The sequence below is a fragment of the Pseudomonas sp. GL93 genome (genome assembly GCF_003408955.1).
Taxonomy (GTDB): domain Bacteria; phylum Pseudomonadota; class Gammaproteobacteria; order Pseudomonadales; family Pseudomonadaceae; genus Aquipseudomonas; species Aquipseudomonas paracarnis.
In genome coordinates, this window is the sequence record NZ_NKRF01000075.1 from 162,126 (window position 1) to 174,706 (window position 12,581).

Below are 12,581 nucleotides of genomic sequence, written 5' to 3' on the forward strand. Positions count from 1 at the left end.
TCGCGCATAGGAATCGTCTGACTTATCGAATCAAAATTTTCCCGATAGTGTTTTCCAGCCCCCCCAAAGGACGATAGAGAAATGGAAAACTCATCACTCACACACAAATTCTCAAATTACAAAAAACTCATAGCATTGGCCGAACCGGACTGGCACTCGGCAAAGAGCGGGCGAATATGCGAACTCAATGTCACCGTCAAAAACAATAATTACCTGACAGATCAATATGGGCGTGACCTCCATCACTTCTGCACGACCTCATATCTTGGACTCGATCACCATCCGGCCATAATAGAAGGGGCAATGCAGGGAATAAGGGAAGCCAAAACCCTGCGAATCGCAAATTCAAAAAACCGTTGCAAACTGGAAATACTCGAACGATACGAGCTAGAACTATCGGATCACTTTAACTCCATTTGTTTAAGCACATTGTCTTGCAGTGCTGCCAGCTCTGGACTGCTCCCTCTGCTCGCGAGCGGAGCCTTTACTCGTAATTGCCCGCCTACGATGGTATTCGACAAGCACTCGCACTACTCGATGAATCACATCAAAGCGTCCTGCGCTGATGAGACTGAAGTAGTGACCGCCCCCCACAACGATCTCTCTTTCATTGAAGACTTATGCAAAACCCGCAAATGCGTCGCGTATATAGCTGACGGCATATACAGCATGGGCGGCGTTGCGGACGTTGACGGCTTACTTTACTTAAAAGCTCGTTACGGGCTATTTCTCTATATGGACGACTCGCATGCGCTGTCGGCATTCGGAGAGGGAGGACGTGGTTACATCCGGCCATTTATGCACACGCAAGACGATCAGACCTTAATAGTCGCGTCCTTAGGAAAGTCTTTCGGTGCTAGCGGTGGGTTGATCATGTTTGGCAGCGAACGACAAAAAAGTTTAACGTACCGCTATGGTGGCCCAAGCAATTGGTCGCAAAGTCTGAACTCAGCAGCTATTGGCGCTGGGCTGGCCTCGCTAAAAATACACCAGACTGAAGAGCTATACGAGCTTCAAGAAAAACTTCAATTCAACATCAAACTATTTGACACGTTAATATATACAGAGCAGCACGGCACACAGACGGCCATACGCTTAATTAACTGTGGAGAAGCTGAAAAAGCCAATGAGCTCGCCACCCGACTTTCGGACGCTGGTTTTTTTACATCTGCTGTATTTTTCCCGGTAGTGCCAAAAGGAAGAGCAGGCGTACGCATAACGCTTCGAGCAGATATGAGCCCTACAACGATAAAATCATTTTGCTCACAGCTAACCCAACTAATCACGTTCTCAAAGACCAGCCTCAGCTTGCACTCCCAGTCAGAAGCTACCTAATGGGCCGTTCATTAATGGCCACGATTACTGAAACGGATTGAAAACGGTGTAAACGATGCCGAGCTAGCAGTTTCCTCCTTACTTAGGATATAGGACGACTTGTATTGAAAAGCAATATCGCTCTCCCCCTCGCCTGTAGCGCTGCCTTCCTCGCTCAAGCCGGTATCAGCAGCTATCTGCCCGCAGTCCCAGCAATCGCGCAAGCTTTAGCCGTCGAAAAGCATGTCGCTCTGGCTCTAACGGTGTACCTGGTGGGCATGGCCTTGCCAATGCTGCTGTGGGGTAGCCTGGCTGAGCGATTTGGCAGAAAACCGGTGTTACTTGCAGCCTTGGCGGTGTATGCCCTGGCGAGTGCGACGATTCCATCAGCGTTCAACATTGAGTCATTTCTAGCCTTACGCCTGCTTCAGGGCTTTGGGGCTGGGGGGATGTCCGTCATGGCACGGGTATTGATGCGCGACAACTTCAGCGGTGCACTGTTGGCCAAGGGGCTGTCGTGGCTGGGGATGACCTTCGTGGTCGCCCTGGGTATCGGCCAATTCGTGGGTTCGTTATTGCACATGGCGTTCGGCTGGAAGGCGATTTTCTATACGTTGGCAATCGGGGCTGTCGCTTTGATTGGGGTGTTGCAGCGGGTGGTATTTGCGACGCAAGCAAAAGCTGGCTCCTCGGTCCGCGCTTGGCGTGTTTACAACGCTATTGCGCGACATCCTCCCTTTCTGCACGCCGCACTGGCCGGCGGTTTGGGCTATGGGGTGATCATTGCATTCAATACCTGCGCACCGTTGATTTTTCAGGGAGGTTTTCAGTGGAGCGCAATGGAATACGGCTGGCTGGGTTGGCCGATCAGTGGGGCTTACCTGGCAGGTGCGTTGATGGTCAATCGCTTCGTTGCACGTACAGGTCGCTTGAGGATGATGCGTGCAGGCGTTGCATTGGTACTGCTCGGTACGGCGACCATGTTGCTTGGCAGCGTGCTTGCCAGTGGGCTCGCGGTGCTGCTGTGGTTGCCCTATTGCCTGGCGGTGCTGGGGCAGTCGATCAGTTACCCTATCAGTTTGTCGCTCGCCAATGATGAGGCTCCCATCAGCGGCTCCTACGCCATGGCCCTCAGCGGTTTTGTGCATCAATGGATGGCAGCCATTATCGGCGGTGTGGCAAGCCTACTGGTGAGCCAGCAGGCGTGGCCGCTGGCGGTGTTGTGTGTGGCGTTGGCGGGCGGCACATGCGTATGCCTTGCCCGCTGCAGCTCGGATCAAAAAGCGCTACGAAAGATCTCCTCAATCTGACGCTGGTCCGCACGCCGTGGGTTGGTCAGCCCGCAGGCATCCTTAAGCGCATTGCTGGCCAGCAATGGAATGTCCTGCAACTTAGCGCCAAGCTCACGCAACCCCGCAGGAATTTCCACGTCCTGGGACAACCGACGAATCGCCGCGATGGCAGCCTGGGCGCCCTCCTCGGCGGTGATGCCCTTGATATCCGCACCAAGGGCCCGGCCCACGTCGCTCAGGCGTTTGGCGCAGACGCTGGCGTTGAAGCTTTGTACGTGGGGCAATAACACTGCGTTGCACACGCCGTGGGGCAGGTCGTACAAGCCGCCCAATTGGTGGGCCATGGCATGCACGAACCCCAGGGAGGCATTGTTGAAGGCCATGCCGGCGAGGAACTGCGCATAGGCCATGTTCTCCCGTGCGGCCTTGTCAGTGCCGTCGCGGACCGCCAGGCGCAGGTTGGCGCTGATCAATTCGATGGCCTTGATCGCGCAGGCGTCGGTGATCGGTGTTGCGGCGGTGGACACGTAGGCTTCGATGGCGTGGGTCAGCGCATCCATGCCCGTGGCGGCGGTGAGGCCCTTGGGCATGCCGACCATCAGGGCCGGGTCGTTGACCGACAGCAACGGCGTGACATTGCGATCAACAATGGCCATTTTTACGTGGCGGCTTTCGTCGGTGATGATGCAAAAACGCGTCATCTCGCTGGCGGTGCCGGCGGTGGTGTTGATGGCCACCAGCGGCAGTTGTGGCTTGCTCGATCGGTCGACGCCTTCATAGTCGCCGATACGCCCACCGTTGGTGGCGCACAGGGCGATGCCCTTGGCGCAGTCATGGGGCGAACCGCCGCCCAGGGACACGACGAAATCGCAGGCGCTCTGTTGCAGCAACGCCAGGCCTTTTTCGACGTTTTCCACATTGGGGTTGGGCTTGGCGCCGTCGTAGATCACCGAATCGATATCCTGCATCGCCAGCTTCTCGGCGATCATGCCGGCCACACCGGCTTTGGCCAGCCCGACGTCGGTCACAATCAACGCCTTGCCAAAGCCGTAGTTGCGGATGGCGGTCATCGCTTCGTCGAGGCAATCGATGCCCATGATGTTGACGGCGGGGATGAAGAACGTGCTGCTCATGATCAATCCTCAAAGGCTTTATGCCGACAGAATCAACCTGTACCGCGTGGCGCATCTTGATCAGGATCAATGCTGGCTCGTGATAAAGTCCCCCCCCAGCCGATTTCGAGTAGACCCGCCGCAATGAAGGATTTCCAGGATATTGACGCCCACCTTGAAGACTGGAGTGCCCTGCGCGCTACCGTCGACTTCAGCGGGATTCTGATCGGCAACGGCGCCAGCCGCACGATTTGGGAAGACTTTGCCTACGACTCGCTGTTCGAAAACGCCCGTACTGTCGAAGAAAAACCCCTGAGCCCATCCGAACTCAGCGTGTTCGACGCCTTGCAAACCCGCAGTTTCGAGCAAGCCCTGGGCGCCTTGAAAACCACCAGCCGGGTCAACAAGGCCCTGGCGGTCAGCTCGGCGGCGCCGCGTAACCGTTACTACGCGATCAAGGAAGCGCTGATCAACACCATCCATGCCGTGCACATTCCCTGGCGTCTGGTGCAGCCGTCGACACTGGCGACGATCAACGCGGAGCTGGCCACCTACGCCACCGTCTTCACCAGTAACTACGACTTGCTCAACTACTGGGCGACCCTGCACGCACCGGGTATCGACGACCTGTTTCGCAGCGCCGACTCAAGCTTCGACCTGCGCAATACGCGCACCGACACCCCCCGCATCCTGTACCTGCACGGCGGCCTGCACCTGGTGCGCAACCTCGACGGCACTGCGCGTAAATTGCCGTCCACCGACAGCACCCTGCTCAGCAGTTTTGCCATCAATAACACGATCAAGACCCTCGACGATGTGCCGCTGTTCGTCAGTGAAGGCAAGGTGCAGGAGAAGCTCAAAAGTATCCGCAGTTCGGATTATCTGTCGTTCTGTTATGAACAGCTGTTGAGCCATGAAGGCGCGCTGTGCATCTTCGGCCATGACTTGGGGCCGCAGGATAAACACCTGGTGGATGCTATCGGCCAGGCCAGCATCACCACCCTGGCGATCTCGGTGTCGGGGCGCAGTGATGGGTTTGTTCGTCAACAGAAGCGGCGGTATCTGGAGCTGTTCGAGAGCAGTGGCGTAACCCTGAAGTTCTTTGCGGCGCGTACTCATCCGCTGGGCAACCCGGCACTGTCAGTCCCTGTCGAACGCTGATCAAAATGTGGGAGCTGGCTTGCCTGCGATAGCGGTGGGTCAGCAACAGATTGGGCACAGATAAACCGCTATCGCAGGCAAGCCAGCTCCCACACTTACCGTATTTCAAGTCGGGATCAACCTCATTCCTCAGCGCTGTGCACCACCACCAGCAACTGCGCCTGCACCTCTCCCACCGAGCGAATCCGGTGGGGTTTCTGCGCGTTGAAATGCAGCGCATCGCCGCGTTCCAACAGCACGCGCTCGTTCATGAAATCCACTTCCACCTGGCCTTCATGCACGAATAAAAACTCCTCCCCCAGGTGCTCCTTGAAGGTCTTGTCGGTGAACTCCGCCGGCGGGTAGATGATGAACGGCAACAGGCTGCGCTCGCTGACTTGGTGGGCCAGCACCGCATAACCCGGCGAGGTGTCGGGCCGCTCGTGGCTGCGCACCAGGCTGTAGCTGTCGAGGCTGACGTTGTCTTCGCTGAACAGTTCTTCGACCTTCACGTTCAACGCCTTGGCCAGTTTCAACGCCGCGGCAATGGAGGGCGTATTGAGCCCGCGCTCGACTTTCGACAGGTAACTCTTGGTCATCCCGGATTTTTCGGCCAGGGCCTCCAGGGTCACGCCAAGTTTTTTTCTTAATATTTTCAAGCGGATAGACATGTGCTGCGGTTAATCCATGCAGAAAGCGATGAGACAGGCTTGCCAATGACACATTGTGTCATATAGCATCTTTAGTGTCATTTGCATTCACCCAACGACCTTGCGAGCAGCGGGCGACCAGCAAATCCGACGTCCATTGAACCACCCAAAGGACACCGATATGGCCAAGACATTAGCACTCCCAAAAGACCAACTGGTCAAGCAAGCACTGAGCCAGATGCAAAACAGCCTGGCAGATAATACGTGGACCGACCGGCAAAAGCTGGCGCTGACCTGCCGGATCCTGTTCGAGTACGGCCACGACTCCGGCCTGGCCGGGCAGATCACCGCACGTGGGCCGACGCCCGGCACCTACTACACCCAGCAATTGGGCCTGGGTTTTGATGAAATCACCGCCAGCAACCTGCTGCTGGTCAATGAAGACCTCGAAGTACTGGAAGGCCATGGCATTCCCAACCCCGCCAACCGTTTTCACACCTGGGTGTACCGCGGCAGACCGGATGTAAACTGCATCATCCACACACACCCCACGCACATTGCCGCGCTGTCGATGCTGGAAGTGCCGTTGCAGGTGTCGCACATGGACCTTTGCCCGCTGTACGAAGACTGCGCTTTTCTGGAGGCCTGGCCCGGCGTGCCAGTGGGCAATGAAGAAGGGGAAATCATCACCACGGCCCTGGGCGACAAGCGCGCCATCCTGCTCTCGCACCACGGGCAGTTGTCCACGGGGGCCAGCATCGAAGAAGCCTGTGTGATTGCGCAGTTGATCGAACGAGCGGCCAAGCTGCAGTTGCTGGCGATGTCTGCGGGCACCGTCAAACCGATCCTGCCAGCGCTGGGGCGCGAGGCCCATGACTGGATCTCCAAGCCCAAGCGCCACGGCGCCGCGTTCAACTACTACGCCCGGCAAAACCTGCGCAAGCACGCCGATTGCCTGAACTGATTGCCCCCCTTTTCGACCGGAGTTTTTCCCATGTCCAACCCAACCATTCACGGCATCATCGGCTACACCATCACCCCCTTCAGCGCCGACGGCCAGCGCGTTGACCTCGACGCCCTCGGGCGCTCCATCGACCGCTTGATCAACAGCGGCGTCCACGCCATCGCGCCCTTGGGCAGCACGGGCGAAGGCGCTTACCTGAGCGATGCCGAGTGGGATGAAGTCAGTGCCTACAGCATCAAGAAAGTCGCCAAGCGCGTGCCGACTATTGTCAGCGTGTCCGACCTGACCACCGCCAAGGCCGTGCGTCGCGCCCGCTACGCCGAAGAGCACGGCGCCGATGTGGTGATGGTGTTGCCGGCCTCGTACTGGAAACTCAGTGAAGCGGAAATTCTCGCCCACTACGCCGCCATCGGCGACAGCATCGGCGTGCCGATCATGCTCTACAACAACCCGGCCACCAGCGGCACCGACATGTCGGTGGAGCTGATCCTGCGTATCCTCAAGCAGGTCGAGAACGTGACCATGGTCAAGGAAAGCACTGGCGACATCCAGCGCATGCACCAGCTGAAACTGCAGAGTGACGTGCCGTTCTACAACGGTTGCAACCCGCTGGCGCTGGAAGCCTTCGCGGCTGGCGCCAAAGGCTGGTGCACCGCAGCGCCGAACCTGATCCCGCAACTGAACCTGAGCTTGTATCAGGCCGTACTGGCCGATGATTTGAACAAGGCGCGGGAGCTGTTCTACCGGCAGTTGCCCTTGCTGCAATTCATCCTCAAAGGCGGGCTGCCGGCGACGATCAAGGCCGGGTTGCGCTTGACCGGGTTGGAGGTGGGTAATCCGCGCTTGCCGGTGTTCCCGTTGGGTGAGGCAGGGATCGGACAGCTCAAAGCGTTGCTGTCATCGGTGTAAAAACGCCCCGGCTCTCGCGAGCCGGGGCGCAGGTCTTCTTGCACGACTGTCAGGTCTTGTCCTTGATAGTGACACTGGGACCATTGGTCTTGACGCTGGCAATGCCATTGTCTCGTGCGGCTGTAGAGGTGTACTGCTCGCTGCTGCCGATCACTTGATGATTGGCAGCCTTGAGGTTGAAGAACGGTTGGCCGTTGCTGGCCACTTTTTTCTCATAACGTTCATCATGTGAGCTGTTGGCCTGCACTGAAGCAATGCCGGTTTCAGCAGCACCGCGGGTGGTGTAAAGCTCGCTGGTCAATATGGTTTCTGCGTTCGCCGCCTTAAGCACAAAACGAAACTGCCCGTTACTGCTTTTACTCAACTCATACCATCCAGCCATGACTTTCTCCTTTGAGTGGGATATCGCTCCCAAACTTGTAGGATTAAAGGCCATGCTCCAATTTTTTCCAGCCGAACACGGGAGATCTATTTAGCTGGAGACAAATGACAATAGTTCTCGATATCATTCGCGACTTTTCCACGTCGTGCTTCGTCAAGAAGGATATCCATGTCTCGTCCCCAGCCCGACCCGTCGTCGGCCGATGCCTGTCGCGGGTTCTATGCAGATATCCTGTATTTCCTGCGTAAACGCACGGACAACGCCAGCGACGCGGCGGACATGGCCCAGGATGTGTTTACCCAATGGCTGGGCTACCGTGACCGGGCCAAGGTCGAGCAGCCACGGGCGTTTCTGTTCCAGATGGCACGCAACCTGCTGCGCGATCACTGGCGCAAACAGAAGGTACGGCAAACCGTCCACCCTGATCACGCCGAAATGGATGCCGAGCCGGTCACCGACGAGCACAACGACCCTATGGCCGCCGCCCTTCGCCTGCAACGCCTGGAACAGTTGAAAGAAGTCCTCGCCGAACTCTCGCCGCGCCGGCGAGAAGCCCTTATGCTGCACCGCTTCGAAGGCTTGAGCCAGGCGCAGATCGCAACGCGCATGGGCATCTCCACCAGCATGGTGGAAAAGCACATCGCCTTTGCCCTGCTGCACTGCAAGCGACGCCTTCAACCCGACACCGGCACGGAGCAGCCAGAATGAACCGCCCGAGCGACACAGACGCGCTGGACAGCCAAGCGAGCGATTGCATCGACGCCCAAGCCGCCAGTTGGTTTGCACGCAACCGCAACGAAGTAAGCCGCGCCGACCGTAAAGCCTTTGCCGCCTGGCAGGCGGTGCCCGCCCATGCGCGCGCCTATGCCGAATTCGAACAGCTGTGGGCCGACCTCGCCCAGTTGCAACAACTGAACAAACCGCTGGCACTGCCCAAGCGCAAGCCCGCCTTGTGGCGCCCTGCCCTGGCGGTGGCCGCTGCCTTGGTGTGCGCCGTGTTGGCGACCTCCATCGGCTCACCGCGCGAGCTGTATCACAGCCAGGTTGCCACCCAAGCCAAGGGCATGCGCACGTTGAATCTGCCGGATGGCAGTACCTTGTATGTGAATGCCAACACCCATATCCGCGTGAACTTCAGCGCCCATCAACGGGTGCTGCACCTGGACAAAGGCCAGTTGTACATCGAAGTAGCCGCCGACAAGGAACGCCCCCTCTACGTGCAAGCCGGCGAGTCGAGCGTACGGGTGGTGGGCACCGCTTTCGATGTACGCCGCGGGCAGCAGCAATTGGTGGTCAGCGTTGCCCATGGCCAGGTCGCTTTCGCGCCAAATGGCAAAAGCCCCGTCACCCTGCTCGGCGCCCAGCAACGGGCCTCATACAACTACGCCAAAGGCACCGTGCAACCACAAAGCCTCAGCGCCGAAGAGGTCGCCGATTGGCGCAGCGGGCACTTGTCGTTTCGCAATCGCGAGCTGGCCAGCCTGATCGACGAACTGAGCCTGTACCGTCCACAGGCGCCGTTGCAGGTAAGCAAGGCCGTGGCGCAACTCAAGGTTTCGGGCAACCTGGATGTGAATGACCCGGACGCCCTGCTCAATGCCTTGCCCGCGCTGTTGCCGGTGAAAACCGTGCTCTCGGCTGATGGCCATATAAGAATCGAGCCGAGCAAATAGGCAGCAACACCACACATGAGAATATTTTGCATTCGCATGTGTGGTTTTTTTTGCCTGCACCGTCTTCCTCCCGTCTGTGTTTGATACGCACACCTTTTTGGCTATTTAGCCGCTCCGGGGGATTTCATGTTTCGCGCGCCTTGTCACGCTTCGCACCTGTTTCTTCGACCGACACTCATGGCTACGTGCCTGGCCTTGAGCCTCAGCGCCGAAGCCGAGTCGTTCAAGCTGCACCTGCCGGCCCAGTCGCTGGCCACGTCCCTGAGCCAGGTGGCCCAACAGGCGAAAATCCAGCTGCTGTTCGATGAAACCCTGCTCAAGAACGTGCAGGCCCCGGCGCTTAACGGTGACTACACCCCGGAAGTGGCCATTCGCTCCCTGCTCAAAAACGGTGAACTCATCCTGCTCAAGGTCGGCAGTACCTACGTGGTGCGCCCCGATGAGGGTAAAACCACCACCGGTGGCGCAATCCAGTTGGACACCCTGAGCGTGATCGGCACCGGCAACGAGGTGAACGCCAGCACCGTCAACCGCTCCACCCTGACCCAGGCCGACATCGACCGCTACCAGTCCAATAACATCCCCAGCCTGTTGCAGACCTTGCCCGGTGTCAGCCAGGGCGGCTCCTTGAAACCCGGTGGCCAAACCATCAACATCCGCGGCTTCGGCGATGCCGAAGACGTACCGCTGACCGTCGACGGCGCCACCAAGACGGGCTTTGAGCGTTACCAGCAAGGCACGGTGTTTATCGAGCCCGAGCTGATCAAGCGCATCGAAGTGGAAAAAGGCCCCAACTCGCCTTTCACCGGTAATGGCGGCTTCGGCGGCACGGTCAACATGGTCACCAAGGACGCCCCGGACCTGCTCAAAGACGGCCGCAACAGCGGTGCGATGCTCAAATATGGCTACTCCAGCAACGACCATGAGCAGGTCTACAGCAGTGCCGTGTATGGCCGTACCGACGACGGCCGTTTCGATGCGCTGGCCTACCTGACCCAACGCGACGGCGGCGATATGAAAGTGGCCGCCAAGTTGCCCAACGACAACAATGAGTACCCGATCAACCCTCAGCGCCTGCCCAACAGTGCCCAGGATGTGGACGGCAAGCTGTTCAAGGTCAACGCACACTTTACCGATGAGCACAGTGTCGGGCTGTCGTACTCGCGCTCCCACAGCAACCGCTGGACCCCGTTTTCCGCCGCCAGCTACCCCACGCCGCCAACCCAGTTCAACATCGACCGCTACGGCTACGAAGGCGCGTTGAAGCGTTTCCTCGCCCACCGTGACACGGTCGACACCACCTGGTCGGGCAAGTATGAATACCAGCCGCTGGACAATCCGCTGGTGGACTTAACCATCAAGTACTCCCAGTCCAACACCGAGCAGACCGATGAGCGTGACGCCACGGCGTTTTTCCAGTTGGCCACCGGCGGGCGCAAGATGGACACCGCCTACACCGACAAGCTCCTGGACATCCGCAACGTCAGCCTGTTCGACACCGGCCCCTTGCAGCATGCCGTGACGGTCGGCGGGCAAATCCGCAAGCACACCCGCGAAACCGAAATGTGGATGCCCGGCGCCACCTACAACACACCGCGCTACAACTACGGGCACTTCCAGCCGGGCTTCATGCCCCACGGCAAGGTCGATACCAACAGCTTCTTTATCCAGGACGCGGTGACGTTGGGCGACGTGACGATCACACCGTCCCTGCGCTATGACCATGTGCGCAACCGCGGCGAAGGCAACGATGCGCCCTACTACAACAACGCCAGCCCGGCAGCGGGTCACGACTACAGCGACCGCACCTACCCCGGCTGGTCGCCACGCCTGGCGCTGGTCTGGACCGTGACGCCGAATGTGGGGATGTTCGCCAACTGGAGCCAGACCTGGCGCGCCCCGGTGATCGACGAACAATACGAAGTGCAGGGCGTGGGCAGTCGCACCGCCACCAGCGTCGACCTGGACCCGGAGCGCATCACCTCGATCACCCTGGGCAACATCACCAGCTTCGACAACCTGATCGCCCAGGACGACAACCTGCAACTGCGCACCACCCTGTTTCACAACAAGGTCGAAGACGAGATCTTCAAGGCCACCGGCGTGGGCTGCCAGAACCAGGCTGTCAACGGCGGCAGCATCGCTTCAGCTTGCCCGCCAGGGCCTGCGTCCAACTACCGCAATATCGGCAGCCTGACCATCAAGGGTGTCGAACTCGAGTCGATCTACAACTCCACCTACCTGTTTGGCTCGGTGTCGTTCGCCTATGCCAAGGGCCAGCACCAAGGTGCCTACACCAACCCCTGGGGCCCGGATGTGGCAGCGCGGGATATTCCGCCGACCAAATGGGTGCTGGTATTGGGCACTCACATCCCGGCCTGGGATGCCCAGGTGGGCTGGATGGGCCAATTCATCGGCGCCACCGACCGCCTGCCCAGCGACAAATATTCGGGCGGCCCGGGCTCCAGCATCGGCGATGTGTTCTACGACCAGTACGGCAACAAGCGCTACAACACCCAGGGCCTGTTCGCCAAATGGACACCGCATCAGGCGTACCTCAAAGGCACCGAGGTGAACTTCACGGTGGACAACCTGTTCAACAAAAACTTCCGCCCAGCCTTGAGCGGTGATCGGGCCTACACCAAGGGGCGGGATGCGAAGATCAGCGTGACGCGGTTCTTCTAACCACGCACGCATTCCAAATGTGGGAGCTGGCTTGCCTGCTATAGCCATAAGTATCCACACAACGCTGTAACAGTCGACGGTAACCACGATGCGAAGCGAGTCGCTCTTGACCTTGATCTTGATCTGCTTTTGATCTCAGGCGCCCCGTTAAACCACGCTGGCCGGAATTCGACAGGGATTTGGGGGTAAACCGGCAGGGATGCCGGTTTAGCCGCCCCGCGCCATGGATGGCGCGTGGCGGCGGCCCCCCAAATCACTGGCGGATTACGGGCACACCGAGCCTAAGCGAGGTGCCGAGTGGTGGGGCAAGAGCGTTTTGCTTACTTTGCCGCTTTTGCAAAGTGAGCCGCCGTCAGGGCGGAACCCTAAGTGGCCGTTACCGCATGAATGGATATACACACAATCCAACGGTGTTGACTGCCAGGCCGCCTTCGCGAGCAAGCCCGCTCCCACAGTTGGA

The 12,581-nt window shown here is 58.7% G+C and carries 11 protein-coding genes; 8 read left to right on the forward strand and 3 right to left on the reverse strand.

Annotated features, from left to right (window positions below; translation table 11 throughout):
- Window positions 1-81 precede the first annotated feature (81 nt).
- Both CER19_RS14465 and CER19_RS14470 read left to right on the forward strand, forming a co-directional pair.
- Window positions 82-1,335: an aminotransferase class I/II-fold pyridoxal phosphate-dependent enzyme gene (locus tag CER19_RS14465; RefSeq protein WP_116666903.1), complete on the forward strand. Its 1,254-nt coding sequence runs from the start codon at window positions 82-84 to the stop codon at window positions 1,333-1,335.
- 104 nt (window positions 1,336-1,439) lie between these two features.
- The gene (locus CER19_RS14470) at window positions 1,440-2,624 is read left to right on the forward strand and encodes an MFS transporter (RefSeq protein WP_116666904.1); all 1,185 of its coding nucleotides are present in this window, start codon (window positions 1,440-1,442) and stop codon (window positions 2,622-2,624) included.
- Here CER19_RS14470 and yiaY read toward each other — a convergent pair.
- A complete protein-coding gene (gene yiaY, locus CER19_RS14475) occupies window positions 2,591-3,739 on the reverse strand; it encodes an L-threonine dehydrogenase (RefSeq protein ID WP_116666905.1) in 1,149 nt (382 codons plus the stop codon). The genes CER19_RS14470 and yiaY overlap by 34 nt on opposite strands.
- A gap of 123 nt (window positions 3,740-3,862) precedes the next feature.
- Here yiaY and CER19_RS14480 point away from each other — a divergent pair, with 123 nt between their 5' ends.
- Window positions 3,863-4,879: a DUF4917 family protein gene (locus CER19_RS14480; RefSeq protein WP_116666906.1), complete on the forward strand. Its 1,017-nt coding sequence runs from the start codon at window positions 3,863-3,865 to the stop codon at window positions 4,877-4,879.
- Between the two features lie 122 nt (window positions 4,880-5,001).
- Here CER19_RS14480 and CER19_RS14485 read toward each other — a convergent pair whose 3' ends face one another.
- Window positions 5,002-5,529 carry a helix-turn-helix domain-containing protein gene (locus tag CER19_RS14485; protein WP_032893083.1) on the reverse strand — a complete coding sequence of 176 codons (528 nt, stop codon included), beginning with the start codon at window positions 5,527-5,529 and terminating at the stop codon, window positions 5,002-5,004.
- 160 nt (window positions 5,530-5,689) lie between these two features.
- Between CER19_RS14485 and CER19_RS14490 the strand changes: the two genes are divergently transcribed.
- Entirely contained in the window at window positions 5,690-6,472 is a 783-nt protein-coding gene (locus CER19_RS14490; protein WP_116666907.1) for an aldolase, read from the forward strand.
- A 30-nt stretch (window positions 6,473-6,502) separates the two neighbouring features.
- Complete coding sequence (locus CER19_RS14495) at window positions 6,503-7,381, forward strand: dihydrodipicolinate synthase family protein (protein WP_116666908.1); 879 nt, start codon at window positions 6,503-6,505, stop codon at window positions 7,379-7,381.
- A 49-nt stretch (window positions 7,382-7,430) separates the two neighbouring features.
- On the opposite strand, the gene CER19_RS14500 is transcribed toward CER19_RS14495, so the two are convergent.
- A complete protein-coding gene (locus tag CER19_RS14500) occupies window positions 7,431-7,763 on the reverse strand; it encodes a YegP family protein (protein WP_116666909.1) in 333 nt (110 codons plus the stop codon).
- Window positions 7,764-7,931: 168 nt separating this feature from the next.
- Here CER19_RS14500 and CER19_RS14505 point away from each other — a divergent pair, with 168 nt between their 5' ends.
- The 3 genes from CER19_RS14505 to CER19_RS14515 all read left to right on the forward strand — a co-directional run bounded on the left by CER19_RS14505 (window position 7,932) and on the right by CER19_RS14515 (window position 12,121).
- Window positions 7,932-8,471: an RNA polymerase sigma factor gene (locus CER19_RS14505; protein ID WP_056790450.1), complete on the forward strand. Its 540-nt coding sequence runs from the start codon at window positions 7,932-7,934 to the stop codon at window positions 8,469-8,471.
- Window positions 8,468-9,436 (forward strand): FecR domain-containing protein, encoded by a 969-nt coding sequence (locus CER19_RS14510; protein ID WP_116666910.1) that lies wholly within the window; start codon window positions 8,468-8,470, stop codon window positions 9,434-9,436. The genes CER19_RS14505 and CER19_RS14510 overlap by 4 nt, the downstream gene beginning before the upstream one ends.
- 126 nt (window positions 9,437-9,562) lie before the next feature.
- Window positions 9,563-12,121 carry a TonB-dependent receptor gene (locus CER19_RS14515; protein ID WP_116666911.1) on the forward strand — a complete coding sequence of 853 codons (2,559 nt, stop codon included), beginning with the start codon at window positions 9,563-9,565 and terminating at the stop codon, window positions 12,119-12,121.
- The last annotated feature ends 460 nt before the right edge of the window (window positions 12,122-12,581 follow it).

Excerpts from the sequence above, each read along its gene's own strand:
- CER19_RS14510 (WP_116666910.1), top strand. The coding sequence starts at position 8,468 with ATGAACCGCCCGAGCGACACAGACGCGCTGGACAGCCAAGCGAGCGAT.
- CER19_RS14495 (WP_116666908.1), top strand. The coding sequence starts at position 6,503 with ATGTCCAACCCAACCATTCACGGCATCATCGGCTACACCATCACCCCC.
- CER19_RS14465 (WP_116666903.1), top strand. The coding sequence starts at position 82 with ATGGAAAACTCATCACTCACACACAAATTCTCAAATTACAAAAAACTC.
- CER19_RS14490 (WP_116666907.1), top strand. The coding sequence starts at position 5,690 with ATGGCCAAGACATTAGCACTCCCAAAAGACCAACTGGTCAAGCAAGCA.
- CER19_RS14515 (WP_116666911.1), top strand. The coding sequence starts at position 9,563 with ATGTTTCGCGCGCCTTGTCACGCTTCGCACCTGTTTCTTCGACCGACA.
- CER19_RS14480 (WP_116666906.1), top strand. The coding sequence starts at position 3,863 with ATGAAGGATTTCCAGGATATTGACGCCCACCTTGAAGACTGGAGTGCC.
- CER19_RS14500 (WP_116666909.1), bottom strand. The coding sequence starts at position 7,763 with ATGGCTGGATGGTATGAGTTGAGTAAAAGCAGTAACGGGCAGTTTCGT.
- CER19_RS14485 (WP_032893083.1), bottom strand. The coding sequence starts at position 5,529 with ATGTCTATCCGCTTGAAAATATTAAGAAAAAAACTTGGCGTGACCCTG.
- CER19_RS14505 (WP_056790450.1), top strand. The coding sequence starts at position 7,932 with ATGTCTCGTCCCCAGCCCGACCCGTCGTCGGCCGATGCCTGTCGCGGG.
- yiaY (WP_116666905.1), bottom strand. The coding sequence starts at position 3,739 with ATGAGCAGCACGTTCTTCATCCCCGCCGTCAACATCATGGGCATCGAT.